At 72.9% G+C, this 26891-nt stretch carries 14 protein-coding genes, 1 tRNA gene, 1 rRNA gene, 1 pseudogene and 1 riboswitch; of the genes and pseudogenes, 10 read left to right on the top strand and 7 right to left on the bottom strand.

Annotated elements, in window-relative coordinates; all coding sequences use genetic code 11:
* Nucleotides 1-65: 65 nt before the first annotated feature.
* The 4 genes from N8I86_RS18800 to N8I86_RS18785 all read left to right on the top strand — a co-directional run bounded on the left by N8I86_RS18800 (nucleotide 66) and on the right by N8I86_RS18785 (nucleotide 3901).
* Nucleotides 66-1199, top strand: a complete 1134-nt coding sequence (locus tag N8I86_RS18800; RefSeq protein ID WP_123437438.1) for a dihydrofolate reductase family protein — start codon at nucleotides 66-68, stop codon at nucleotides 1197-1199.
* A 90-nt stretch (nucleotides 1200-1289) separates the two neighbouring features.
* Nucleotides 1290-1363 (top strand) — tRNA-Met (locus tag N8I86_RS18795).
* A 302-nt stretch (nucleotides 1364-1665) separates the two neighbouring features.
* Nucleotides 1666-1833, top strand: a riboswitch (cyclic di-AMP (ydaO/yuaA leader).
* 9 nt (nucleotides 1834-1842) lie between these two features.
* Nucleotides 1843-2889 carry a M23 family metallopeptidase gene (locus tag N8I86_RS18790; protein WP_073886947.1) on the top strand — a complete coding sequence of 349 codons (1047 nt, stop codon included), beginning with the start codon at nucleotides 1843-1845 and terminating at the stop codon, nucleotides 2887-2889.
* A gap of 67 nt (nucleotides 2890-2956) precedes the next feature.
* On the top strand, nucleotides 2957-3901 hold the full coding sequence (locus N8I86_RS18785; RefSeq protein WP_073886945.1) for an aldo/keto reductase: 945 nt from the start codon (nucleotides 2957-2959) through the stop codon (nucleotides 3899-3901).
* Between the two features lie 72 nt (nucleotides 3902-3973).
* On the opposite strand, the gene N8I86_RS18780 is transcribed toward N8I86_RS18785, so the two are convergent.
* The 4 genes from N8I86_RS18780 to N8I86_RS18765 form a co-directional block, all read right to left on the bottom strand.
* The gene (locus tag N8I86_RS18780; protein WP_123437441.1) at nucleotides 3974-5284 is read right to left on the bottom strand and encodes a PrsW family intramembrane metalloprotease; all 1311 of its coding nucleotides are present in this window, start codon (nucleotides 5282-5284) and stop codon (nucleotides 3974-3976) included.
* Nucleotides 5285-5394: 110 nt separating this feature from the next.
* Complete coding sequence (gene trmB, locus N8I86_RS18775) at nucleotides 5395-6219, bottom strand: tRNA (guanosine(46)-N7)-methyltransferase TrmB (RefSeq protein WP_073886942.1); 825 nt, start codon at nucleotides 6217-6219, stop codon at nucleotides 5395-5397.
* Nucleotides 6220-6258: 39 nt separating this feature from the next.
* Entirely contained in the window at nucleotides 6259-7476 is a 1218-nt protein-coding gene (gene lhgO / locus N8I86_RS18770; protein WP_263278273.1) for an L-2-hydroxyglutarate oxidase, read from the bottom strand.
* Between the two features lie 59 nt (nucleotides 7477-7535).
* Nucleotides 7536-8960 (bottom strand): MFS transporter, encoded by a 1425-nt coding sequence (locus tag N8I86_RS18765; protein WP_073886938.1) that lies wholly within the window; start codon nucleotides 8958-8960, stop codon nucleotides 7536-7538.
* A gap of 747 nt (nucleotides 8961-9707) precedes the next feature.
* Here N8I86_RS18765 and N8I86_RS18760 point away from each other — a divergent pair.
* Together N8I86_RS18760 and N8I86_RS18755 are read left to right on the top strand one after the other, a co-directional pair.
* Nucleotides 9708-11784 (top strand): annotated as a pseudogene (locus tag N8I86_RS18760) (asparagine synthase-related protein).
* An 894-nt stretch (nucleotides 11785-12678) separates the two neighbouring features.
* Nucleotides 12679-16014 (top strand): AfsR/SARP family transcriptional regulator, encoded by a 3336-nt coding sequence (locus N8I86_RS18755; RefSeq protein WP_263278272.1) that lies wholly within the window; start codon nucleotides 12679-12681, stop codon nucleotides 16012-16014.
* A 3-nt stretch (nucleotides 16015-16017) separates the two neighbouring features.
* On the opposite strand, the gene N8I86_RS18750 is transcribed toward N8I86_RS18755, so the two are convergent.
* Together N8I86_RS18750 and N8I86_RS18745 are read right to left on the bottom strand one after the other, a co-directional pair.
* The gene (locus N8I86_RS18750; protein WP_263278271.1) at nucleotides 16018-17955 is read right to left on the bottom strand and encodes a sigma-70 family RNA polymerase sigma factor; all 1938 of its coding nucleotides are present in this window, start codon (nucleotides 17953-17955) and stop codon (nucleotides 16018-16020) included.
* A 316-nt stretch (nucleotides 17956-18271) separates the two neighbouring features.
* Complete coding sequence (locus tag N8I86_RS18745; protein WP_263278270.1) at nucleotides 18272-19060, bottom strand: TetR/AcrR family transcriptional regulator; 789 nt, start codon at nucleotides 19058-19060, stop codon at nucleotides 18272-18274.
* 377 nt (nucleotides 19061-19437) lie between these two features.
* Here N8I86_RS18745 and N8I86_RS18740 point away from each other — a divergent pair, with 377 nt between their 5' ends.
* Nucleotides 19438-20814, top strand: a complete 1377-nt coding sequence (locus N8I86_RS18740; protein ID WP_073886929.1) for an NAD(P)/FAD-dependent oxidoreductase — start codon at nucleotides 19438-19440, stop codon at nucleotides 20812-20814.
* A 134-nt stretch (nucleotides 20815-20948) separates the two neighbouring features.
* Entirely contained in the window at nucleotides 20949-22595 is a 1647-nt protein-coding gene (locus tag N8I86_RS18735) for an ATP-binding SpoIIE family protein phosphatase (protein WP_073886927.1), read from the top strand.
* Between the two features lie 97 nt (nucleotides 22596-22692).
* On the opposite strand, the gene N8I86_RS18730 is transcribed toward N8I86_RS18735, so the two are convergent.
* Complete coding sequence (locus tag N8I86_RS18730) at nucleotides 22693-23949, bottom strand: MFS transporter (protein ID WP_198960332.1); 1257 nt, start codon at nucleotides 23947-23949, stop codon at nucleotides 22693-22695.
* A gap of 134 nt (nucleotides 23950-24083) precedes the next feature.
* On the opposite strand from N8I86_RS18730, the gene N8I86_RS18725 reads away from it, so the two are divergent.
* A complete protein-coding gene (locus N8I86_RS18725) occupies nucleotides 24084-24632 on the top strand; it encodes a MarR family winged helix-turn-helix transcriptional regulator (RefSeq protein WP_073886901.1) in 549 nt (182 codons plus the stop codon).
* 646 nt (nucleotides 24633-25278) lie between these two features.
* Nucleotides 25279-26804 (top strand): 16S ribosomal RNA (locus N8I86_RS18720).
* Nucleotides 26805-26891 lie beyond the last annotated feature (87 nt).

The raw sequence follows: 26891 nt of genomic DNA, 5'->3' as shown, positions 1-26891 counted from the left end.
AGTTTGTTTCAAAGTTGAACCAAGATCCGGTGAGGTGCGCCGGGTCACCGTGAGGGAGTACGCCGATGCCCCTGCCGTACGTACTGCTGTCCGCCGCCGTCTCCCTCGACGGCTACCTGGACGACACCGGCCCCGATCGGCTGCTGCTCTCCAGCCCGGCCGACTTCGACCGGGTCGACGCGGTGCGGGCCTCCGTCGACGCCATCCTGATCGGCGCCGGCACCATTCGCGCCGACAACCCGCGGCTGCTGGTCAACTCCGCCGAGCGCCGCGCCGCCCGGGTGGCGTCCGGCCGGCCCGCCTACCCCCTGAAGGTGACGGTCACCGCCACCGGCGACCTCGACCCCGGGGCCCACTTCTGGCACACCGGCGGCGAGAAGCTGGTCTGCACGACCGACAAGGGCGCCGAAGTGGCCTCCCGCCTCCTCGGGGACACCGCGGACGTCGTCGCGCTCGGCGCCGACCTCGACTGGCGGGCCCTGCTGGAGCACCTGCACGACGTGCGCGGGGTCGAACGCCTCATGGTCGAGGGCGGCGGCCGGGTGCACACCCAGCTCCTGACGCAGGGCCTCGCCGACGAACTCCAGCTGGTCCTCGCCCCGCTCCTGGTCGGCGACCCGGCGGCCCCGCGGCTGTTCGGCCCCGGGGAGTACCAGGGCGGACGGCTCCGTCTGGTCGAGACCCGCCGGATCGAGGACGTCGTCCTCATGCGGTACGAGCCCACCGCCCCCGGCGCCGGCCCGGTCCCCACCGCCGCCGACCGCCGCTGGCTGCGCACCGCCTGTGAGCTCGCCGCCCAGTGCCCGCCCTCGGAGACGGCGTTCAGCGTCGGCGCGGTCGTGGTCGCCGCCGACGGCACCGAGCTCGCCCGCGGTCACTCCCGGGAGGGCGGCGACCCCGTGGTCCACGCGGAGGAGGCGGCCCTGGCCAGGATCGACCCGGCCGACCCGGCACTGCCCGGCGCCACCGTCTACAGCAGCCTGGAACCCTGCGCCCGCCGCGCCTCCCGCCCCGCCCCCTGTGCCGAGCTGATCCTGCGGTCCGGGGCGCGCCGGGTGGTCACCGCCTGGCGGGAGCCGGACACCTTCGTGGCCGGGGCCGACGGCACGGGCGTCCTGCGCGACGGCGGGGCCGAGGTCGTCGTGCTCCCGGAGTTCGAGGCGCTCGCCAAGGCCCCGAACGCCCACCTGACGGCCTGACCGGCCCCGCCCCGCGGCACGCCGGAAAGGGGCCCCGGGAAACCGATTGGCTCATGGTCCCGTGCATGACGTATGCTGAAGACACAACGACGCGGGGTGGAGCAGCTCGGTAGCTCGCTGGGCTCATAACCCAGAGGTCGCAGGTTCAAATCCTGTCCCCGCTACTGAAGGCTCAGGGCCGGGATCCAGTTCATGGATTCCGGCCCTGAGTGTTTCCCGGGCCCGGTCCGGGCACCGTTCACCGACAGTGATCGGACGAGCGCCGAGCGCAGGGCATCTGAGTCACCATCAAAACTTCTGTGACTCCTGAATCGCGGCCAACTCGCCCGGTTTGCAAGGATGGCAGCGCTTAAGTCCACGGCGGAAAAGGTTAATGATCAAGCCGAACGGCTTGGAAAGTGCCCCGCGGGTCTATTAACGTTCGATAACGCAGCGCGGTCGTCCCAGCCGTCACCCGCGACGGCTCCGTGCGCACGCGCCGAATCCCGTAAGGGAACCGGGGAACCACCACCCTGGGGTGAATCACGCGGCTGCCTGGGTGAACTCCCTTGAGTCCACGCCGGGTATACGCGCGTAGGAGACCTTCCTGCTCCGAACCCGTCAGCTAACCCGGTAGGCGGAGGAAGGAAAGGAGCGCGCCCGCGTGGCGTCCAACCGGCCTGCCCCAGAAGTCCCGTTCATACCGGCTCAAGCCGAGAGCGAGACCTTCGGTTACGCCTCCTACCGTGCCGAGGAGGGCCCCTGGGAGGAGTGGAACCCCACCGAGGAGTCCCTCACCCCGGTCCGCGGGCGGCACCGCGTGGCCAAGCAGCGCGGCGGGTTCGCCCGCAGCTCCACCGTCCTCGGCGTCGGCGTGATCGCTGCGGTCGGCGCGGGCGGGATGGCCAGCGCCAACACCGGCAAGCCGCCGGTCTCCATCTCCCTGCCGGACCTGCCGAACGTCGGCTCCCTCTTCGACGACGGTTCCGCCAAGACCTCCGAGGCCACCGGGCTCAGCGACGTCGGGGTGACCTCCGCCGGCAGCGAGCAGGACACCGACGCGGGCGAGGCCCTGCGCAGCCGGATCATGGCCCAGGCCGAGCAGCAGAAGGGCCAGGCCGAGAGCAAGGCCACCGCCGCCAGGCTCGCCACCGCCGAGAAGCTGACCGCCGACGCGGCCGCGAAGGCGGAGAAGGAAGCCGCCGCCAAGGCCGCCGCCGCGAAGGAGAAGGCCGAGGCCGCGGCCGCCAAGGCGCAGGCCGAGGCCAAGAAGGCGGCCGAGGAGAAGCGGCTGGCCGAACTGGCCAAGCAGTACACCCTGCCGACGTCCTCGTACACGATCACCTCGACGTTCGGCCAGGCCGGCTCGATGTGGTCCTCCGGGTACCACACCGGCCTCGACTTCGCGGCCCCCACGGGCACCCTCATCAAGGCCATCCACAGCGGCACGATCACGCAGGCGGGCTGGGCCGGCTCCTACGGCTACCGCACGGTCCTGACCCTGGACGACGGCACCGAGCTGTGGTTCTGCCACCAGTCCTCGATCAGCGTCTCCGTCGGCCAGAAGGTCTCCACCGGCGAGCTCATCGGCCGGGTCGGCGCGACCGGCAACGTCACCGGCCCGCACCTCCACCTGGAGGTCCACCCGGGCGGCGACGCCACGGGCATCGACCCCATGGCCTGGCTGCGGGGCAAGGGCCTCACCCCCTGACACCCTTTCGCGGGAACCCGGCGCCGACGGCGGAAGAGATCATTCGCCGTCGGCGTTGACTTGGACCATGACTTCTCTGCGCACACTCGGTTCCTCCGACCTCGAGGTCTTCCCCCTCTCCCTCGGCGGCAACGTCTTCGGCTGGACCGCCGACGAGCAGACCTCCTTCGCCGTGCTCGACGCCTACGCCGCCGCGGGCGGCAACTTCGTCGACACCGCCGACAGCTACAGCGCCTGGGTGGAGGGCAACTCCGGCGGCGAGTCCGAGACGATCATCGGTAAGTGGGTCAAGGCCCGCGGCAACCGCGACGACGTCGTCATCGCCACCAAGGTCAGCCAGCACCCCGAGTACCAGGGCCTGTCCGCGGCCACCATCAAGGCCGCCGCCGACGCCTCCCTGCGCCGTCTCGGCACCGACCGCATCGACCTCTACTACACGCACTTCGACAAGCCCGAGGTGCCGGTCGAGGAGATCATCGGCGCGCTGGACGAGCTGGTGAGGGCGGGCAAGGTCCGGCACATCGCCGCCTCCAACATCAGCCCCGAGCGGCTGCGGGCCTCCCTGGACTTCTCCGACCGCGAGGGCCTGGCCCGCTACGTCGCCCTCCAGCCGCACTACAACCTGGTCTCCCGCGACACCTACGAGGGCCCGCTGCAGGACCTGGCCGCCCGCGAGGGCCTGGCCGCGGTGCCCTACTACTCCCTCGCGGCGGGCTTCCTCACCGGCAAGTACCGCCCCGGTACGACCGTCGACAGTCCCCGCGCCGGCACGGGCGCGAAGTACGCCCGGTCCGAGCGCGGCGGGCGGGTCCTGGCCGCCCTGGACGAGATCGCCGCCGCCCACGGGGCCCCGGTCGCCACGGTCGCCCTGGCCTGGCTCGCCGCCCAGCCGACGATCACGGCCCCCATCGCCTCGGCCCGCACGGTCGAACAGCTCCCGGACCTCCTGGGCGTGGCCGGCCTGACCCTGACGGACGACGACCTGAAGAAACTGACGGACGCGTCGGCCTGACACCGCGCCCACCGCCGGCCCCGCCGGACCGGCCTCCCGGCCGGCGGGCGCCCGGGCCGGCCGGGCCCGCGCTCAGGTGCGGTACGGGTTGTACGCCGAGTAGGGGCCCGCCGGGTACCCGGCGTACCAGTGGGGTGCCGGGGCGCCGTACGGCGGGCGGGCCGGCGCCAGCGTCCGCGCCGCGTACTCCAGGGCGGGGCGTGCCAGCTCCCGGCGCCGCCACAGCTCCGTCAGCAACTCCCGCTCGCGCACGACGAAGTCGGCCCGGGCCCGTCCCTGCCGGCCGCGGTGCCGCAGGAACGCGAGCGAGGTCGCGTACGCCTCGTAGCGGGCCACCGTCCGTGCCGCGGGCCGCCCCCCGAAGTGGTGCCGGGCGTAGTCGCGGGCCATCCGCCGCGCCCGCATCGACCCCAGCGCGTACGGCTCGGCCGGTCCCAGCCACCCGGCCAGCACGTACGCCGGCAGCTCCTCCCGCACGGTCCGCAGCTCCCGCTGCCGCGTCCAGATCACGAGCCAGGTCAGCAGGGCGAACGCGGGCACCATGAACCCGCCGTAGACGGCGAAGAACCCGAGCGGGCCGAAGGTGGAGGACCCGTTCCAGAACGCGTGCATGCTCATCGCGAGCAGCAGCCCGCAGACCGGCAGCAGCACCCGCCTCAGGTGCTGGCGCTCCCCGGACAGCGCGGCGATGCCGAAGCCGATGCCGGTGAACACGGTGAACAGGGGGTGCGCGAACGGGGACATCACGATGCGCACGAAGAAGGTGGCGGCGGTGACGGACGCGATACCGCGGCCGCCGGTCAGCTGGTCCGCCCCGAAGGCCGTACCCAGGTAGAGGATGTTCTCGGTGAACGCGAACCCGGTGGCGGTGATCCCGGCTATCACCACGCCGTCCACCAGCCCGGTGAAGTCCCGTCTGCGGAAGAGGAAGACCAGCAGCACGGCGGCGGCCTTCGCGGACTCCTCCACGATCGGCGCTATCACCGTGGCCCCGAGCGTGTCGGCGCCAGCCGGATCCGCGGTGGAGGTCGCTATCCACTTGGTCGCGAAGCTGTTGGCGACGATGGCTATGAGCGCCGCCGCGCACGCCCCCCAGGCGAAGGCGAAGACCAGGTTCCGCCAGGGACCCGGTTCCACCCGGTCCAGCCACCGGAAGGCGGCCGTCAGCCAGGGCACCGGGAGCACGGCCAGCCCGAGGCCCACCAGGAACCCCTCCGTGCCGGTCTGCCGCCGCACGAGCGCGAGGATCACCAGCCCGGACAGCGCCAGCAGCGTGATCAGCGCCCCGTACCGCACCCATCCGCGCTGCCACCAGTGCGGGTGGCGGAGCCCCCCGGAGACGGGGCCCGCGGGAGGAGTGGGGTACGGAGGACTGGTGGCCACGGCATCGACCCTAACGGTCACGGAACGACAGGCTGGAGCGGATTACCGGACCGGGGGCCGCCCCGGCCGCCTGGGCCGTCGGCCCCGCCCCGCGCTGTCGTCGACGGCGACTATCGATCCCGGTGCGGTACGCGCCGGAAGAGCAGATCGTTCACGACATGTCCCTTGTCCAGTCCCTGCCCCTCGAAACGGGTCAGCGGCCGGAACTCGGGACGTGGCGCGAAACCGCCCTCTGCCTGCGTGTTCTCGAAGTCGGGATGCGCACTGAGCACCTCGAGCATCTGTTCGGCGTACGGCTCCCAGTCGGTCGCGCAGTGCACGACGGCGCCGGGCCTGAGCCGGGTCGCCGCGAGCGTCAGGAACTCGGGCTGGATGAGCCGCCGCTTGTGGTGCCGCTTCTTGGGCCAGGGGTCCGGGAAGTAGACGCGCAGCCCGTCCAGCGAGTCGGGCCGGAGCATCTCCCGCAGCAGGATGATGGCGTCGCCGTTGCCCACCCGGACGTTGGCGAGACCGTTGTGGTCGGCGAGGTTGAGCAGGTTCCCCTGCCCCGGGGTGTGCACGTCGACGGCGAGGATGTTGGTGTCCGGGTCGGCGGCGGCCATCTGCGCGGTGGCCTCGCCCATCCCGAAGCCGATCTCCAGCACGACGGGGTTGGCGTTCCCGAACAGCTCGGCCGGGTCGACGACCCGCTGCCCGTCGATGTCCAGTCCCCACTTGGGCCACAGCCGCTGCAGCGCGTCGGCCTGCCCGGACGTCACCCGGCTGCGCCGCGGCTGGAAGCTGCGGATCCGCCGCTCGAAGTGCGACCCGGCCGGATCGGCCTTGGGCCCGTCGGGGAACCGCGGTTCCCCCTTGGCCCGGGTGTGCCGAACGGACACACCGGGCGCGTGCGCGGCCGGCGAGGGGGCTTCGGGAGCGTTGAGGAAGTCAGACACAGTGAGACAGATTTTACGGGGCCCCGCGGGCGCGCCCGCTCACAGCGAACCGAGCAGGTCCAGCACCCGCCGCCCCACCTCCCGGCCGATCGGGAGCGAGGCGGTCGCCGCGGGGGACGGCGCGTTGAGCACGTGCACGGCCCGCGTCCCCTCGCGGATCAGGAAGTCGTCCACCAGCGTCCCGTCCCGCAGCACCGCCTGCGCGCGCACCCCGGCGGGCGCCCGCACCAGGTCACCGGCCTCCGCGGCGGGCAGCAGCCGGCGCACCGCCTTCAGGAACGCCTCCTTCGACAGCGAGCGGCGCAGCTCCCCCGCGCCGTACCGCCAGTGCTGCCGGGCGATCGACCAGGACCCCGGCCAGGCGACGGTGCCGGCCAGCTCCCGGGGCCGGACGACGCCCCAGTCGTACCCCTCCCTGGCCAGGGCCGGGACCGCGTTCGGCCCGATGTGCACGCCTCCGTCGATGCCCCGGGTCAGGTGCACCCCGAGGAACGGGAACGCCGGGTCCGGCACCGGGTACACCAGCCCGCGCACCAGCTCCGGCCGCGCCAGCTCGTAGTACTCCCCGCGGAACGGCACGATCCGCACCCCGGGTTCGTCGCCGGTCAGGCGCGCCACCTCGTCGCAGTACAGCCCCGCGCAGTTCACCAGCACGCGCGCGCGGACGATCTCCCCGCTCGCGGTGAGCACGGCCACGCCCCGCTCCGGCCGCCGGTCCACCCGGACGACCCGCGCGCCGTACCGGATCTCCGCGCCGGACGCGTGGGCCAGCTGCCGCGCGACCCCGACGTAGTCGCACACGCCGGTCGAGCCCACGTGTATCGCGGCGAGGCCGCGCACCTCCGGTTCGTACTCCGCGATCTGGGTGGGGCCCAGCTCGCGCACCGGGATGCCGTTCTCCCGGCCGCGCTGCACGAGCGCGTGCAGCCGCGGCAGCTCCTCGCGCTCGGTGGCGACGATCAGCTTGCCGGTGACGGCGTGCGCGATGCCGTACTCGGCGCAGAACTTCACCATCTCGGCGGCGCCCCGCACCGCGTACCGCGCCTTGAGCGAGCCCGGGCGGTAGTAGATCCCGCTGTGGATGACCCCGCTGTTGCGCCCCGTCTGGTGGCGGGCCGGCCCCGGCTCCTTCTCCAGCACGGTCACGCGCGTACCCGGCGCCGCCCGGGTGATCGCGTACGCCGTGGACAGCCCGACGATGCCCCCGCCGATCACCAGCACGTCGCAGTCGTACGCGCCCTGCCGCACCTGCACCACCTCCCACCTCGATAGTGCACTGCGCCACTGACAACGCGTTCAAACGCCCCAGGCGTCGGCTACGCCGGTGCCATCAGAAGCGGCCGGGCCCGCTCGCGCAGCTCCACCACCCGTGGCTCGTCCCCGTACGGCTCCAGCCGGTGCAGGAGGTCCTTCACGTACTCCGTGGTCCGCGCCGAGGAGATCCGCCCGGCCACCTCCACGGCCCGCACCCCCTGCTCGCAGGCGGCGTCCAGGTTCCCCGACTCCAGCTCGGCGACGGCCGAGACCACCAGGCGCAGCCCGTGCGACCGCACGAACTCCTCCGTCGGCTTCGACAGCGCCTGCTCGGTGAAGCGGCGCACCTGCCGGGGTGCCTTCAGGTCCCGGTAGCACTCGGCGGCGTCCGCGGCGAACCGGTCGTAGCCGTAGAAGCCGAGCCAGGAGGGGTCGTTGTCGCCCTCCCGGGACCGCTCCAGCCAGCCCTCGGCGGCCTTCAGCGCCGTGCCCGCGGCCTGCGCGTCCCCCGCGCGCGCGTGCGCCCGGGCCTCCACCAGCCGGAAGAAGCTCATCGTGCGCGCGGTCGCCAGTCCCCGGTTCCGCTCCAGCGCGGCCTGCGCCAGGTCGACGCCCTCGTCGCCGAAGCCCCGGTACGTCGCCTGGAGCGACATGGAGGCCAGCACATAGCCCCCCAGCGGGACGTCGGCCGCCGCGCGCGCGAGCCGCAGTGCCTGGATGTAGTACCGCTGCGCGGCCTCCTGCTGCCCGGTGTCGAAGGCCATCCACCCGGCGAGCCGGGTGAGTTCCGCGGAGGCGCCGAACAGGGCGCGGCCGACCTCGTCGGAGTAGGAGCCGAGCAGCAGCGGCGCCGCCTCCACCCGCAGGCACTCCGGCACCATCGACGAACGCCAGTCCCCGCCCCCGTACTTGGAGTCCCACCGCCTGGCGTCCTCGGCGGCCTCCCGCAGCTTCTGCACATCGCTGTGGCCGACTTTGATCGGTGCGCCGGAGCCCTCGGTGGTGTCCGTGTCCCGCGCGACCGAGCTGTCGGCGGGGGTTATCAGCCATCGTGAGGCGGGCGTCGCGTACGCACTCACCGCGAACGATCCGGCGAGCGACTGCCAGATGCCGCCCGCGCCGGCGCGGCGCCCGGCGAAGTCGAGCCGGTACAGCTCCGTCGCCGATCTCACCGCCTGTGCCACGTCCCGGGGGAAGGCGAGGCCCACCTCGGGTGCGGGGTCCGCGTCCGCCAGGCCGATCTCGTGGAGCGGCACCGGGCGGCCCAGCTTCTGTCCGATGGCGGCCGCGATGAGGTGGGGCGCGGCACCCTGCGGCACCATGCCCTTCGACACCCAGCGCGCCACGGAGGTCTTGTCGTAGCGAAGAGTCAACCCGCGTTGAGCGCCAAGGTCGTTGACGCGTCGCGCGAGTCCTGCGTTGCTGATTCCCGCGAGGGCGAGAACGGCGCCGAGCTTTTCGTTCGGCCCGCGTTGCTCCCTGGACATGCGCCACCCCTCGACACAGACGGCTGCCGTGCTGGCATAACCACGCGGCATTCGTAAACCCAGCGTAGTTCGCCGGATCCCAAGCGTTAAGGGGCTTTGTTCCGGATGGCGGGATTGTGGTCGGTACGGAGCCGCGGGCATGTACGCACCGTGCACGGTGTGTCGCCGCGTGCCCCCGCGCGTGTGGCCGTGCGCCCGCCCGTGCGCTCTTCTCCGGCCATCCGGGGAGCGGTTCCATGGGTCCTGCGTGGGTCGGCCCGCTGTACTGGATCCAGTGGGCTGGGGGACACCGCCACCTACATCCCCGCGGGTGGCGGACCGGTCCGGGAGGCGATGCCCGCCTCCCGGACTGTGCGCGTGCACGCTCCGCCGCGCGCTCCGCAGGCCTGTACGGAGCGTGCTCAAATCCGATGATGCTTTCGTGATTTGGCCGAAAATCGATCCCGCCCGTCACGGTTGATTCCGGCTCCCACCATGCAACTTGAGGGCGTGAAGGGCGTTTTGGGGGAGCGTACCGGGGGCGCATTCAAGTCGCGATGATCAGGTCGCCACGCGCCCCGGCCGGGCCCGCGCCCGCCAACTCCCCACCCGGTGACCATGACTCCCGCCCGGCGCCGCTCGCCGTCTCCCGCGGATTTTCCCTCGATCGAAGGCGGCGCCACCGCCCCTCCACAGCGCGTTCTTCATGGCAGCATGGGGACCCGGTTCGTACGGTGCACTGGTGGTCCACAGCCTGTGGAGGCGTCGATGCGGTGGTTGGTGGGGTGGAGCAGCACCGCCGCGGGCACCTCCGGGCTCGGCACCGCCGGCGCCCTCGGCCACGACGGCGAGACCCTGCACCCGGTCGGCTCCCAACTGCTGTGGGGCGACCCCGACCCGTTGTGGGCCGTCGGCGACTGGCGCCCCGACGAGGTGCGCGTGGTGCACGCCGACGGACAGAACCGGATCGCCGTCCTCGGCATCTGCGGCGCCACCGACGAGGAACTGCGCCGCGCCCTGGTCACCGCGCGCGGGGGCGCACTGCGCCATCTGACGACCTGGTCCGGCAGCTACACGGCCGTCGTCCAGGTGGGCCGCCGGATCACCGTCTGCGGCGACCTCGCGGGCGTGCGGCCGGTGTTCCACACCCCCTGGGCGGGCGGCACGGCCTACGCCACCGCCGCGCTGCCCCTCGCCGACCTCATCGAGGCCAACCTCGACTTCGGCCACCTGGCCGCCCTGCTCGCCGCCCCGGACGTACCGGCCGCGCTGCGCGACACCACGCCGTACGACGGCGTGCGGCGCATCCCGCCGGGGCACGCGCTGGTGCTGCGCGCCGGAGTGCGCGAGGTCACCGGGTACGAGCCGGTCGCCTCCTCGCCGTGGCCGCGCCCCCGGCCGACCCCGACCGCGCGGTCGACGCCGTACGGGACGCCCTCGTGGAGGCGGTGCGCACCCGGCTCTCGGCGCCACGGCACGTGCCCGACCTCGATCCCGGACCGGTGCCCGGCATGGGGCCCGCCGAGCGGCGGGCCGCGCGCGGCATGCCGGTACCCGGCATCGGCGCCGACCTGTCCGGCGGACCGGCCTCCGGCACCCTCGCGCTGCTGGCCGCCGGACTGCCCGGCAGACCGGGCACACTCCTCGGCCACGGTACCGGCGCGGGCGAACGGCTCGTCGCCGTCACCTTCAACGACCTGGCCGTGGCCGGCCGTGAGGCCGAGGTCGAACGCGCCGGCACGCTCGCCGCCAATCCCCGGCTGCACCACGTCGTGGTCACCGGCGGCGAGGAGACCCTGCCGTACGCCGAACTCGACGGTCCCCTCACCGACGAGCCCGGACCTTCGCTGGTCTCGGCGTTCCGGCACCGCGCCCGGCTCGCCGCCGGCAGCGCCGACCACTTCACCGGCCACGGCGCCCGCCAGGTCCTGGACGCGCACCCCGCCCGCCTCGCCGACCTCCTCATGGACCGAAGACGGCGCCATCTGGTCCGGCCGGTCGCCGCCCTCGCCCGGGCCGACGGTTCGGTGCTGGTCCCCGCGCGCGTGTACGGCGCGGCCCGGCGTCTCGCCCGCACCCCTACCGGGCCGGCCTGGACGAGCTGGCGGAGCGGCTGATGCGGCGCCGCTTCGACGAGCCCGAGGGGGCGGTCGGCGCGTCCCTCGCCGCGCTGACCTGGGCCGGACCCGGGCCGGCCGCCCGGTGGCTGACGGGTGAGGCACTGGCTGAAGTATCGGTTCTGCTGCAGAGCGCGGCGGAACGCTCGGCATCCGGACCCGACCGCCGCCCCGGAGAGCACCGCGCGCGTGCCGCCCTCGCCCGGTACGCCGCCGATCTGCGCGTCCTCGAACAGGCCGCCGAGATCCGCTCCCAGCGCCTGCACGCGCCCTTCCTCGACAACCAGGTCGTCCGCGCCTGCCGTGCCCTGCCGGAGGCCCTGCGCGTCCAGCCGGGCGCCCGGGCCGCCATCCTCCGCACGGTCCTGGAGGGCGCCGGGGTCACCGACCTCCCGCCCGGCTGGGGCGCGCCCTCCCACGCCTCGTCCGCGGCCGCCGCGCGCGTGGGCCTGCGCGTCGAGGCCGACCCGCTGCTGGACCTCTTCTCCACCCCGCTGCTGGCCGACGCCGGCCTGGTGGAGGCCCGCGTCGTCCGCAAGGCGCTGCGCGCTGCGGCGGCGGGCGAAGCCCTGCCCCTGGACGGCCTCGCCGACCTGGTCTCCCTCGAACTCTGGCTGCGCCGCCTCCTGTCCCGCCGCGGCACCTGCTGGACCGGCACCCCGGCCCGCGCCCGCGCGGTGCCCTCCGGGATCCAGCCGCGAAGAGGAGCCCTGGCACCGGGCGCGTGACCCGTTCGGCTCCGCCCGGCCTTCACCTCCCCGGGTTCCGCTCTGCCGCGGGCTTCATCTCCGCAGGGTCCGCTGCGGGTGCCCGCCCGGGTCGCGCCCGGAAGCGCGGTCACCGCGCCCCGCACGGGCACCGCCGGTAAGTCGTCCGGCCCGCCCGGTCTTTGCCCCCCCCGGCGGGGGTCCGCGGGTCTGCTGCGGGTGCCCGCCCGGGCTTGCCCCCGTGCGGCCGCGGGTTCCCCGCGGGTGCCCGTCCGGGTCGCGCCCGGAAGCGCGGTCACCGCGCCCCGTACGGGCACCGCCGGTGAGTCGCCCGGCCCGCCCGCCCTTCGCCCCCGGCTGGGGTCCGCGGGTGTGCTGCGGGTGCCCGCCCGGGTCATGCCGCGGGAGCGAGGCCACGGCGCCCCGCGCGGGCACCGCCGACGAGGCATCCGGCCCGCCCGCCTTTCACCCCCGCGTGGTTCGCGTGTCCGCTGCGGGTGCCCGCCCGGGCTTGCCCCCGTGCGGCCGCGGGTTCCCCGCGGGTGCCCGTCCGGGTCGCGCCCGGAAGCGCGGTCACCGCGCCCCGTACGGGCACCGCCGGTGAGTCGTCCGGCCCGCCCGCCCTTCGCCCCTGGCTGGGGTCCGCGGGTGTGCTGCGGGTGCCCGTCCGGGTCGCGCCCGGGAGCGCGGTCACCGCGCCCCGTACGGGCACCGCCGGTAAGTCGTCCGGCCCGCCCGGTCTTTGCCCCCGCGGGTCGGCCGCGGCCGCCCGTCCGGCCTGGACCCCCGCAGCGGCCGCGGGTCCCCGTGGCCGCCCGTCCGGGGCGCCTCGGAAGCGGGGCCACCGCACGCCGCGCGGGCATCGTCGGCGAATCTCTCGTGCTCCTCCCCCCACCGCACCGCCACAATGACCGGGTGCGGTACAGAATCCTCGGCCCGACGCAGGCGATCGACGACCGGGGCATCCCCCTGCCGGTCGGCGGCCGGCGTCTCCGCACGCTCCTCGCGGTCCTCGCCCTCCGCGCCGGCCGCACCTCCACCCCCGACACCCTCATCGATGAGATCTGGGCGGACGACCCGCCCCAGGACGCCCCCGCCGCACTTCAAGCCCTGGTCGGCCGGCTCCGCCGCACCCTCGGCCGGCAGGCGATCGCCTCCGCCCCCGGCGGCTACCGGCTGGAGGCGACCGAGGAGGACGTGGACCTGCACGTCTTCGAACGGCTCGCCCACACCGGCACCAAGGCCCTCACCGACGGCGACCCCGCCACCGCGCACCGCACCCTCACCCGTGCCCTCGCGCTCTGGCACGGCCCCGCCCTCGCCGACCTCCCCGACCGCACCGCCGCCACCCGCCCCGAGGCCCTGCGCCTGGAGGCGACCCGCGCCCGCGCCGCCGCGGCCCTCGACCTCGGCCGCGCCCAGGACGCCATACCGGAACTGCGGGAACTGACCACGGCGCACCCGTACGACGAACCGCTGCACGCCCTCCTCATTCGCGCCCTGCGCGACACGGGGCGAGGGGCCGACGCCCTCACGGCCTACGAGTCCGCCCGCCGGACCCTCGCCGAGGCCCTCGGTACCGATCCCGGCCCGGAACTCACGGCGCTGCACGCCTCGCTGCTGGACCAGCCGGGCCCGCGACCAGGACACCGGCCGCCGAAGCCGGCCGCGGCGCCCCCGCCCGCCCAGCCCCCGGAGCGCACCGGCAACCTCCGCCCCCGTCTGACCTCCTTCGTCGGCCGGGAACCGGAACTGAAGGCCATCCGTTCCGACTTGCACAGGGCCCGCCTGGTCACGCTCACCGGACCGGGCGGCTCGGGCAAGACCCGCCTCGCCGAGGAGGCCGCCGCGGGGCTCTCCCAGGCATGGCTGGTCGAGCTGGCCCCGCTCGACCACCCGGAGGCGGTGCCCGGCGCGGTGGTCAGCGCCCTCGGCCTGCGCGAGACCGTGCTGCTCGCCAACGACCTGGCGACCGGACCCGCCGACCCCACGGCCCAGCTGATCGAGTACTGCGCCCCGCGCAGCCGGCTCCTGATCCTCGACAACTGCGAGCACGTCGTCGACGCGGCCGCCGCCCTCGCCGAGACCCTCCTCACCCACTGCCCGGAGCTCACGATCCTCGCCACCAGCCGCGAACCCCTGGGCGTCCCCGGCGAGTCGGTGCGCCCGGTCGAACCCCTCGTCCCGGAGCAGGCACACCGCCTGTTCACCGAGCGCGCGCAGGCCGTCCGTCCCGACGCCGGCGCGGTGCTCGCCGACACCGATGCCGTGGGAGAGATCTGCCGCCGTCTCGACGGGCTGCCGCTCGCCATCGAGCTGGCCGCCGCCCGGCTCCGGCTGCTGACCCCGCGGCAGATCGCCGACCGGCTCGACGACCGCTTCCGTCTGCTCACCACCGGAAGCCGCACGGTCCTGCCCCGCCAGCAGACCCTGCGCGCGGTCGTCGACTGGTCCTGGGAGCTGCTGGACGAGCGGGAGCGCACCGTGCTGCGCGAGGTGTCGGTGTTCGCCGGCGGCTGGGACCTCGCCGCCGCCGAGGCGGTGTGCACCGGCCCGGCGGCGGACCTGATCGGCGCGCTCGTGGACAAGTCCCTGGTCGTGGCCGCCCCGCACGGCCCGGCGGCGGACGGCGGCCTGGGGACCGGCATGCGCTACCGCATGCTGGAGACCATCCACGAGTACGCCACCGAGCGCGCGGCCGAGGTCCCCGGTCTGCGGGCCGCGGCCGAGCGCCGGCACCGCGCGTGGGTGCGGGCGCTGGTGCGGGAGGCCGAGCCCCTGCTGCGGTCCGCCGAGCAGCTGCCGTGGATCTCCCGCCTGGAGACCGAACTCGACAACATCCGGGCGGCCCTGGACCGCGCCGTGCGGGCCGGCGACGAGGCGGAGGCCGGTGCGATCTGCCTGTCCATGGGCTGGTTCTGGTGGCTGCGCAACTACCGCCAGGAGGCCGTCGCCCGGGTCCGCGGGGTGCTCCGCCTGGGGGTGGCCCTCGACGGCGCCCCCGCGTCGGCGTCCGGGAGCGAGCTGACGGCACGGGCGGAGTCCGCCGACCCGGTCGGCGCCTTCCTCGCCGCCCCCGAGGGCGAGTCCGGTCATCCCCTGCGGGAGCTGCGCATGGACCTGCGCATGCTCGACCTGTTCCTGACGTCGGAGTCGAGCGCGGACAACCTCGCGACCGACGAGCGGGCCGCTGAGTACATCGCGCGCGTACGCGCGGCCTACGAGCACGGCGGTCCGCAGTCCGCCCGGCTCCCGGGCATCGTCTGGCCGCTGACCGCCTACTACCTGGGCGGTCCCGCGGACGTGGGTCCCGACATGACCGCCTCCGTCGCCAACTGCCGGACGTACGGCGGCGACTGGGAGATCGGTGTCGCTCTCATGTACCGCGCCCACGTGGCCGTCGACTCCCCGGGCAACCTGCGCGGCGTCGACGAGGACCTGGCCGAGCTGCGCGTCCTCAGCCGGCGCGTCGGCGACCGCTGGATGCGGGCCCAGGTGTGCAGCGCGGCGGGCGAGGCGGCCATGGCGCGCGGCCGGTTCGACGAGGCGGGCACCGAGTACGAGGAGGCGCTGCGGCTCGCCTACGAGGTGGGCGCCTACGCCGAGTCGCCGTTCCTGATGGCGCGGCTCGCCGAGATCGCCTACCGCTCCGGCGACCGGGACACCGCGCTGGCCACCCTGGAGGAGGCCGGTGCGGCGGCCGACCGGTACGCGGTGCCGGAGTCCCGCGCCTTCGCGCTGCTGCTGCGGGCCCACATCGCGCTGCACGACGGTCTGCCCGGCCAGGCCCGCGAACTGTACGAGGCGACCCTCGCGGTGATCCGCGGAGGCACTCCGCCACCGCAGTTCGTGGCCGCCCTGCGAACCGTCGACGCGCTTGTCACGGCCGCCGAGTCGGGCCCGGAACAGGGGCTGCCGGTCGTCGCCGGCGCCCTTCGCGAGGCCGTGGCCCAGCGCTGCGCCGAGTCGATCACCGCAGGTCTGGTGGACATCGGTGCCGGTCTGCTGGCCCGGCTCGGTGATCTGCCGGGCGCGCTCCGGCTGTTCGCGGCCGCCGACCACTGGCGCGACGGCCTGCCACGGCCCGAGCCCGAGCGCGGGGAGGCCGCCCGGGTGCACGCCGATGCCCGCGCGGTCCTGCCCGCCGAGCGGTTCGCCGCCGAGTGCGCCCGCGGCGCGGCCATGGACGTCGCGGACGTGCTGCGCGAACTGGACGAGAGGGCGGCGGCGGTCGCCCCGGACCGGCGGTGACGGCTACCGGCAGGTGAACCGGGACTGCGCCCAGTCCGCCAGCGCGGCCTTGTCGAAGACGTCGCGGTGCGGCTCCACGACGAGCCGGACGGTCCTGCGCCCGGTCAGGTCCACATGGACCGGGACGGCCCGGTCGCGGCCCGCGACCGTCCCCGACCGCCACAGCCGGACCCCGTCGGCGTACACCGAGAACGACACCTTGCCGAGGCCCAGCGTCAGGTCGTCCACACCGGCCAGCGCGTCGTAGGCGGTGCACCGGCGGTTGAGGGCGACGGTGACGGAGGACCGGCCGTGCACGGTCGCCCCGCGCGCGTACCGCTCGCCGCCGATCCCCATGCCGTGGCGCTGCCACACCCAGCTGCTCCCGCGCAGCACGATCTCCGGGCGGCTGCCGTCCCCGAGGAGGTCGTACCGCAGATCGCTCAACGCGTAGACGGTGGGCGCCGGCGGGGGAGCGGGTGTCGGGGGAGGCGGCGTGGGAGTGGGTCTCGGCGTCGGGGTGGGCGGCGGCGGTGTCGGCGTCGGCGTGGGAGTCGGCCGGGGCGCCGGCTCGTGCGCCTGCGCGTGGGTGGGCGCCGGGGTCGGGGCCGGTACGGGGGCGAGCACCGCGGGCACCGGCGCCGGGTGCCGCCGCGGGGGCTTCGGCGCGCGGGTGGGCGTGGGCGCCGGTGCCGCGGACCCGATCGCGGGCGGGGACGGTGACGGCTCGGCCACCTCCTTCGCCGGACGGCCGTCGTTCACCAGGGCCAGCGCCACCGCCGTGGCGGCCACCGCGACCACACCGGCCGCGATGCCCGCCTTCACCGGCGCACCGAGGCCCTCGGAAGCCACCGCTCCGGCCCCCGCGCCGCCCGCTCCGCCGGACGCCCCGGCGGCCGCCGCGGCTCCGACGCCCGCGCCGCCGGCCACGATCCCGAGGGCCTTGGCGTACCCGGCGGCACCGAACCAGCCGATGACCGCGACCGGGACGACACCGGGGATACCGCTCGCGACCTCCTCGATCTGCGCGGCCGCCAGCCGGCACCGGGCACACTCCTCCAGGTGCTTGCGCAGACCCCGCTCGGCACGGATGCGCAGCTTCCGGCGGGCGTACGTGCCGAGCTGGTCGGCGTAGCGGGCGCACTCCTCGTCGTCTGAGAGGGTGGTGCTGACGTGGGCCTGGAGATAGGCCTGCTTCAGGCCCTCCCGGGCCCGGCTGGCCAGCACCCGGGTGCCGTTGGCGTCCAGCCCGAACAGGACGGCCACCTCGCTCGGCGACTCGTCCTCGACCTCCGTGTGCCACAGCACGGCCTGCCAGCGCTCGGGCAGCGAGCGGAAGGCCCGCATCGCCAGGGACTGCTCGGCGTCGTGCATCGCGCGGACGTCGGCGCCCAGGGAACCGAGGGACGCGGAGCCGCCCGGCACCTCGGGGACCTGGGTGGCCTGCTGGGCGAAGAGGGCGAAGTCGTCGACGAGTTGCTCGCGCCGTGCGGACCTGGTCCAGTGCGCGGCGACCCGGCGTACGGAGGTCAGCAGATAGGCGCGGACGGCGTGTTCGGGTCCCGAACCGCCCCGCACGGCCTGCAGCATCCGGGCGAACACCTCGGCCGTGAGGTCGTCGGCGGTGTGCCCGTCCCGGCAGCAGGTCCGCGCGTACCTGCGCACGGCGTCCGCGTGCCGGCGGTACAGCTCCTCGTACGCGGAGTCGTCACCGTCGCGCATCCGCGCGATCAGCTCACCGTCGGCGGGCGGTGCCTCCCGGGGCGGCGGCAGGACGCTCCCCCCGCGCTGGGCAGGCACGCTCCGGTCGTCCGGCACGCTCCGGTCGTCCGGCGCACTTCTGTCGTCCGGCACACCGGAGTTCGCGGCACGGCCGCCCTGACTCGGCACCTGGGGCGAGGTCAGCCCGGCCGTCTCCGCGTCACCGTCACCGCGGGACTCGTCCCACCCGTCAACGCTCATCGCGGAAAGCCCCCGACACCGGCCCAGCCCATCCCGTCACCGGCTCAGAGTGACACACGGCACCGCACCCGAGGGCCGTCGTCGCACGCCATCCACTCGTCCGAGCGGACTTGTCAGCAGCTCCTGCAGAATCCCACCCGAACGAGCTACCCATCCTCGCGAAACCCGTTCCGCCGCCCGCACCGACCGCGAAGGCTGCGGAAGGTGCGGACGGCGGACGGTGTCCCCGGCGCCGGTGCCAACGGCGCGTGCGACGTGGGACGTGCGACATGGGGCGCGCGACCAGGGCATGCGCCCCGGGCGCGCGCCCGGTGACTCACGCCGGCCGGGACCGCAGTCCCTCCAGCAGGATGTCCAGCAGCCGCGCGGACGCCGCCGCCTGCTGCGCGGCGTCCGGCAGGGACGGCGCCGCCGTGGCGATCACGAGCAGCACGTCGGACACGGACACGTCCGTCCGCAGTTCACCCGCCGCCCGCGCCCGCTCCACCAACTGCCCGACGACCTCGAGCAGCGCCCCGACCCCGGTGTCGTCGGCGGCCACCGTGGCCTCGTCGGTCACCAGCCGCAGTTCACCGCCCCCGGGCTGGATCCGCTGCTGCGGCACCCGCGCCGCGTCGACGGAGCCCGCCGGGCCGGCCGGCACCTCCGGCAGACCGGAGTCGGCCGGACCGGTGGAGCCGACACGCAGCACCTGCGGCGGCAGCAGCCGCCCCGCCCCCGACGCCACCGACGTCCGCAGGAACCGGGACAGCGCCGACCACGGCTCGTCCTCCTGTCCGAGCGCGGTCCGCGCCTGCTCGGTCAGCCGTGCCGTCTCCTCCTCGGCTATCCGCCGGACCAGCACGTCCTTGCTCGGGAAGCGCCGGTACACCGTGCCGACACCGACCCGCGCGCGCCGCGCCACGTCCTCCATCGGCGCGCCGTAGCCCAGCTCGCCGAACACCTCACGCGCCGCACGCAGCACGTGTTCCAGATTGCGCTGTGCGTCCACGCGCAGCGGCGCCGTACGCGACCCGTCCGCGCGTCCGCTGCCCGCCGCGCTCATCGCGCCGCCATGAGGCGCGACAGCGGTTGCAGATGACCAATGCGTGTCCTGAACATGCATGTGTTCCCCCGGTAATGACGTCTCCCCCCGGAGACTCCCCGCCTGAATGCCGGAGCGCGCGGAACCGGCGTCGGTCCCGACCGGACCCGCCCGTCGCGGACCCGTTCGACCACATTCCCTACACTCCGTCGACACACGAACATAGTTGAGAGGGAGTCAATTCAGAAGGGGCAGGTTCCGCACAGTGCGCCCCCCGATCGGAGTACGGGTCATGTACGTCCCGATTCCGCACCTTCGCTCCCCGTCGTCCGTCCCCGCTGACCTGGTCCCTTTCGTCCCGCCCCAACGGCGCCGCCGGCTCCGCCCCCGCCCGGCCGCCGGTCACACAATTTGCCGGGGCTGTGGACAAACCACAGCGCCGGGTGCGTCATGGGACGGTGAAGGAACGTGCGCGCATTCTGGTTGTCGGCGGCGGCTACGTCGGGATGTACACCGCCCTGCGCCTCCAGCGGAAGCTGAAGTCCGAGCTCAGGCGGGGCGAGGTCGACATCACCGTCGTCACTCCCGATCCCTACATGACGTACCAGCCGTTCCTTCCCGAAGCGGCCGCCGGTTCGATTTCTCCTCGTCATGTCGTCGTACCGCTGCGCCGCGTTCTGGACCAGTGCCATGTGGTCGTCGGCGAAGTCACCTCCATCGACCACCGGATGCGCACCGCGGCCGTCACCACGCTCGCCACCGCGGAGGAGGGCAGGGCCGCCGAACTCCTCGGCTACGACGAGCTCGTGCTCGCCCCCGGATCGATCGCCCGCACCCTGCCCGTCCCGGGCCTCGCCGAGTACGGCATCGGCTTCAAGACCGTCGAAGAGGCCATCGGGCTGCGCAACCACGTCATCGAGCAGATGGACATCGCCTCCTCCACCCGTGACCCCTCGATCCGCGACGCCGCCCTGACGTTCGTCTTCGTCGGCGGGGGCTACGCGGGCGTGGAGGCGCTCGGCGAGCTGGAGGACATGGCCCGCTACACCGCGCGCTACTACCACAACGTCCGTCCCGAGGACATGAAGTGGATCCTCGTGGAGGCCACCGACCGGATCCTCCCCGAGGTCGGCGCCGAGCTGGGTCGCTACACCGTCACCGAGCTGCGCCGCCGCAACATCCAGGTGCTGCTGGAGACCCGCCTGGAGTCCTGCGCCGACCGCGTCGCCGTGCTCAGCGACGGCCAGCGCTTCCCGACCCGCACGGTCGTGTGGACCGCCGGCGTCAGGCCGCACCCGCTGCTCGCCGCCACCGACCTGCCCCTCACCGCGCGCGGCCGCCTCCGGTGCACCGCCCAGCTGACCGTCGACGGCACCGAGCACGCCTGGGCGGCGGGCGACGCGGCGGCCGTCCCCGACGTCACCGCGGCCGAACCCGGCGCCGAGACCGCCCCCAACGCCCAGCACGCCGTCCGCCAGGCCAAGGTCCTCGGCGACAACATCGCTCACGCGCTGCGCGGTGAACCCCTGGAGACGTACGCGCACGCGTACGTCGGCTCCGTCGCGTCCCTCGGCCTGCACAAGGGGGTCGCCCAGGTCTACGGGCGCAGGCTCAAGGGCTACCCTGCCTGGTTCATGCACCGCGTCTACCACCTCAGCAGGGTGCCCACCTTCAACCGCAAGGCCCGCGTCCTGGCCGAATGGACGCTCGCCGGGCTCTTCAAACGGGAGATCGTCTCGCTCGGATCCCTCGAACATCCGCGAGCGGAGTTCGAACTCGCGGCCGGTGGAAAGCCTCCTCACAGTCCCTCCGGCGACCCGAAGGGGTCGTCCTGACCGGACCCAGGAACTCCACGGCCCGCCCCGGCGTCTGACGGATGTCGCTCGCCGCGGCCCGCTCCCTGCCAGACTGCCCTACGACGTCGGACGGGCCACCCGCCCGCCTTAGCACCCACGAGGCCTTCCCCACAGTGAACTTCACGCGCTGGAGCGCCCGGCTCCCCGGAACGCAGCGCCGCGCCGCAGCGCGGACCGAGACCGCGGTCTCCCCGGACCGGCGGGGTGAAGGCTCGGTGCCCGCGGCCCGCGCCGAACAGCCGGCCGAGGACACCCCCGCCGTACCGGCCGTCGACGAACTGCCCGCACGCGACGTCCTCGACCGCGTCCCGGCCCTCGTCGCCCTGCTCCACGGCCCCGACCACCGCCTCGCCTACGTCAACGACGCCTACGCGACCGCCTTCGGCACCCGGACCACCGGCGCGCCCGCCCGCGAGGCGCTGCCCGAACTGGCCGAACTGGGCCTGCTCCCGCTCCTCGACCAGGTGCTGCGCAGCGGCAAGCCCCGCACCCTGAAGTCCCGCAAGGCGGTGGACGGCCGCTCGTACACGTTCACCTGCACCCCCGTCACCGAGGGCGGCGACCGCGACGGCGGGGTCCTGGTCTTCGCCACCGACGTCACCGACCACGCCGAGGCGGCCGAACGGCTGCGCGCCAGCGAGCGCCGCCAGCGGGAGACCGCCGTCACCCTCCAGCGCTCCCTGCTCCCGCAGGAACTGGAGCAGCCCGACGACCTGCGCATCGCCGCCACGTACCAGCCGGGCGGCACCGAGGCCGCGGTCGGCGGCGACTGGTACGACGTGATCACCCTCGGCGGCGGCCGCACCGCCCTGGTCATCGGCGACGTCATGGGCCGCGGGGTGCGCGCGGCGGCGGTCATGGGCCAGCTCCGCACCGCCGTGCGCGCCTACGCCCGCCTCGACCTCCCGCCGCACGAGGTCCTCCAGCTCCTCGACGGTCTCGCCACCGAGATCGACGCCAACCAGATCGCCACCTGCGTCTACGCCGTCCACGACCCCAACGAGGGCCGGCTGGTGTACGCCTCCGCCGGCCACCTGCCGATCCTCGTCCGCGACGAGAGCGGCTCGGTCTCCCGCGCCGACGAGCCCACCGGCCCGCCGCTCGGCACGGGCGGCTGGATGCACGCCTCCGGCTCCATCGCCCTCGGCCCCGGTGCCACGGCCGTTCTCTACACGGACGGCCTCGTCGAGCGCCGTGACGAGGACCTGGACGAGGGCATCGCCGCCCTGGAAAGAGCTCTGTCCGGCGCGACCGGCACCCCGCAGGTCGTCTGCGACCGGCTGGTCCGCTCGGCGGGCGTCACCGCCGACCACGACGACGACGTGGCCGTCCTCGTCCTCCAGCACCCGGCGCGTACGGGCCACGAGAGCGACCTCTTCCGCAACGCGGCCCTGGAGCTCCTCGGCGGCGTCGAGGCGGCCCCCCGCGCGCGTGCCTTCGCCTCCGGCGTGCTGACGAGCTGGCGCTTCCCGGTCGAGCTCCACGACCTCGGGGTCCTCGCCACCAGCGAGCTGGTCGCCAACAGCCTCCAGCACGGCACCCCGCCCATGCGGCTCCGGCTCCGCCGCACCGACCGCCGCCTGATCGTCGAGGTCACCGACGGCGACGACCACCTGCCGAGGCGCCGCCGGGCGGAACCGGGCGACGAGTCCGGCCGGGGCATCGCCATCGTGGCCACGATCGCGTCCGGCTGGGGGTCCAGACGGACCCCGGGCGGGGGCAAGGCGGTCTGGTGCGAGTTCGTCCTGCCCAAGGGCTAGGGCCTGTCGTTCGGATCATGCCCGAAGGGGCGCGAACCGATCCCGGTCCGCGCCCCTCTGTACGACCTGCGTCCAGCCCGCCTACGGCCCGCACCGCCTAAGCGGCCAGGGACTCCGCGGGTGCCTCGCCCCGGGCGACGACCCGGCTGGTGCGCAGCCACGGCTGGTCCTGCACCTCCGTGAGCCGCCGTCCCAGCCGCAGCGCCAGCGCGGTGATCCCCAGCGAGAACAGCAGGAAGGTCACGATGTACGGCGCGTGCAGCGAGGCGCCCATGGGGCCGCCCACCGCCGGCCCGACCGCCAGCGCCAGCTGCTTGACCAGGGCGAACGCCGAGTTGTACTGACCGGCCATGCCCTCCGGCGCCAGATCGGCGACCAGCGGCGCGACTGTCGGCGACAGCATCGCCTCACCCAGTCCGAACAGCGCGTACGTCGACACGAACGCGGCCGTGGCCATCTCCTGGCTGCCGTGGCCCAGCCCCGCGTACCCGGCAGCGACCCAGGCCACGGCCCAGATCAGCCCGACCGCGGCGATCACCCGGGACCGGCGGCGCCGCTCCACGAACTTCAGCACGGCGAACTGCGCGACCACGATCATCAGCGTGTTCGCGGCCAGCGCCGTACCCAGCGCGGACGTCGAGATCCCGGCGGCCTCCACCCCGAAGGCGCTCAGCCCCGACTCGAACTGGCCGTAGCAGGCGAAGAACAGCACGAAGCCCAGGACGGACAGCTGCACCATCGCGCGGTTGCCGAGCAGCTGCTTCCACCCGCCCCTCGCCGACGGCGCGGGCGCGTCCTCCATGCGCGGGGAGTGCGGCATCCGCACCGTCGCCATCACCGCGACGAGGACGAGGAACATCGCCGCCTCGATCGCGAACAGCAGCGTGAACGAGGACACGCGCGTGGTGTCGACCAGGTGACCGCCGATGAGCCCACCGACGCCGAGCCCGAGATTCTGCAGGAAGAACTGCGTGGCGAACGCGCGCGAGCGGGTGTCCGCCGTGGAGCAGTCCACGATCATCGTCGCCAGCGCCGGCTGCATCACGGCCTGACCGGCACCGAGCGCCGCGGCGGCCAGCAGTACGGCGGTGGCGTTGCCCGCGAGGCCGAGGCTCAGCGATCCCAGAGCGGCGGAGACCAGGGCGGCGAGCAGGACCGGGAGCGGGCCGCGCCGCACGATCGCCCGGCCGGCGAACGGCAGCACGATCAGCGCGGCCACGGCGAAGACGGCGAGCACGAGTCCCGCCGTCATCGACCCCAGGCCCCGCACCTGCGCCACGTAGACGTACAGGTAGGGGACCGTGAAGCCGAGCCCGAATGCGCTGAGTGCGTTGCCCACGTGGATCCGGCGCATCGCTGCGCCCATCGCCCTGGTCACGTTCACCTCTCTCACTAGTTAAGCCTGAAGACTTCAAAGCTAAAGTTCGAAGCTAAAGAGTACACAGTGAAGGACTTCAAGGCAAAGGAGCTGCGTGTCATACTGCGGCCATGGCCGAGACCCCCGGCATCCCTGAGCCGACACTCGAAGAACAGATCGCCGCCTACCAGCGCGAGTTCCAGGACCTCGACCCCCAGGTCGAGAAGATCGTGTCGGCGCTGTCCAGGCTCAACCGCCGGATGAACGTCGCCTACGGCCGCCAGACCTCCGCCCTCGGCATCAGCAACGCCGAGTGGGAGGTCCTCAAGGCACTGGTCCTCTCCGGTGCCCCGTACCGACTGGGTCCCAGCGACCTCGCCAAGCGGCTCGGCCTCACCCCGGCCGCGATGACCCACCGGATCGACCGCATGGTCACCGAGGGTCTGGTCACCCGGGAGAGGGACGAGTCCAACCGGGTCCGGGTCATTGTCGAGCTGACGCCCGAGGGCCGGGAGAAGTGGCTGGAGGCCATGCGCCTGGCGACGGTCTTCGAGGAGGACCTGCTCCAGGACCTCACTCCGTCGGAGCGGGCGGTCCTCGGCGAAGTGCTCACGACGCTCCTGCGCCGGGTCGAGCACGCCCAGCCGGACGCCGGCGGCCGGCTCAGTGACCTGGACTGATGCCCGCCCCGCGGCCGGGTAGAAAAGATCTTGACAGAAGGGGGTTGACACGCCCCCAGGCGATCCGTAGAGTTCTTCGGGTTGTCAGCGAGCCGTAACGGTTCACCGGCAGCACTCCGCCACCTCGAGCGGCACTCACACCACAGCAAGATCCTCTGACGAGATTGATTTCGGCGTGCCCGAATTCAATTCGAATGCAGGGCCGGTCGCCCGATTGGGAATCGCCGGCCGGATCCGCTAAGGTTTGAGACGTCGGAACGGCCCAAGGGCCGGGAAGACAAGCCCCGCTGACTGGGGGTCAGACGCCGAAAGGATCTGATAGAGTCGGAGTCGCCGGAAAGGGAAACGCGAAAGCGAGAACCTGGAAAGCACCGAGGAAATCGGATCGGAAAGATCTGATAGAGTCGGAAACACCGAAGGGAAGCCCGGAGGAAAGCCCGAGAGGGTGAGTACAAAGGAAGCGACCGTTCCTTGAGAACTCAACAGCGTGCCAAAAATCAACGCCAGATTAGTTGATACCCCGTCTCCGGTCTTCACGATCGGGACGAGGTTCCTTTGAAATAACACAGCGAGGACGCTGTGAACCATCGGATTATTCCTCCGGTGGTTCCGCTCTCGTGTGTGTGCGCCGGATTACCGGTAAACATTCACGGAGAGTTTGATCCTGGCTCAGGACGAACGCTGGCGGCGTGCTTAACACATGCAAGTCGAACGATGAACCACTTCGGTGGGGATTAGTGGCGAACGGGTGAGTAACACGTGGGCAATCTGCCCTTCACTCTGGGACAAGCCCTGGAAACGGGGTCTAATACCGGATATCACTCCTGCAGGCATCTGCGGGGGTCGAAAGCTCCGGCGGTGAAGGATGAGCCCGCGGCCTATCAGCTTGTTGGTGAGGTAATGGCTCACCAAGGCGACGACGGGTAGCCGGCCTGAGAGGGCGACCGGCCACACTGGGACTGAGACACGGCCCAGACTCCTACGGGAGGCAGCAGTGGGGAATATTGCACAATGGGCGAAAGCCTGATGCAGCGACGCCGCGTGAGGGATGACGGCCTTCGGGTTGTAAACCTCTTTCAGCAGGGAAGAAGCGAAAGTGACGGTACCTGCAGAAGAAGCGCCGGCTAACTACGTGCCAGCAGCCGCGGTAATACGTAGGGCGCAAGCGTTGTCCGGAATTATTGGGCGTAAAGAGCTCGTAGGCGGCTTGTCACGTCGGGTGTGAAAGCCCGGGGCTTAACCCCGGGTCTGCATTCGATACGGGCAGGCTAGAGTGTGGTAGGGGAGATCGGAATTCCTGGTGTAGCGGTGAAATGCGCAGATATCAGGAGGAACACCGGTGGCGAAGGCGGATCTCTGGGCCATTACTGACGCTGAGGAGCGAAAGCGTGGGGAGCGAACAGGATTAGATACCCTGGTAGTCCACGCCGTAAACGGTGGGAACTAGGTGTTGGCGACATTCCACGTCGTCGGTGCCGCAGCTAACGCATTAAGTTCCCCGCCTGGGGAGTACGGCCGCAAGGCTAAAACTCAAAGGAATTGACGGGGGCCCGCACAAGCAGCGGAGCATGTGGCTTAATTCGACGCAACGCGAAGAACCTTACCAAGGCTTGACATACACCGGAAACGTCTGGAGACAGGCGCCCCCTTGTGGTCGGTGTACAGGTGGTGCATGGCTGTCGTCAGCTCGTGTCGTGAGATGTTGGGTTAAGTCCCGCAACGAGCGCAACCCTTGTCCTGTGTTGCCAGCATGCCCTTCGGGGTGATGGGGACTCACAGGAGACCGCCGGGGTCAACTCGGAGGAAGGTGGGGACGACGTCAAGTCATCATGCCCCTTATGTCTTGGGCTGCACACGTGCTACAATGGCCGGTACAATGAGCTGCGATACCGTGAGGTGGAGCGAATCTCAAAAAGCCGGTCTCAGTTCGGATTGGGGTCTGCAACTCGACCCCATGAAGTCGGAGTTGCTAGTAATCGCAGATCAGCATTGCTGCGGTGAATACGTTCCCGGGCCTTGTACACACCGCCCGTCACGTCACGAAAGTTGGTAACACCCGAAGCCGGTGGCCCAACCCCTTGTGGGAGGGAGCTGTCGAAGGTGGGACTAGCGATTGGGACGAAGTCGTAACAAGGTAGCCGTACCGGAAGGTGCGGCTGGATCACCTCCTTTCTAAGGAGCACTTCTCACCAGCTTCGGTTGGTCAGAGGCCAGTACATCGGCGAATGTTCGATGCTGGTTGCTCATGGGTGGAACGTT

Source organism: Streptomyces albidicamelliae (assembly GCF_025642175.1).
GTDB classification, from domain to species: domain Bacteria; phylum Actinomycetota; class Actinomycetes; order Streptomycetales; family Streptomycetaceae; genus Streptomyces; species Streptomyces albidocamelliae.
The sequence above is the reverse complement of the archived record's forward strand: the minus strand, read 5'-3'. Positions and strand labels throughout refer to the sequence as shown.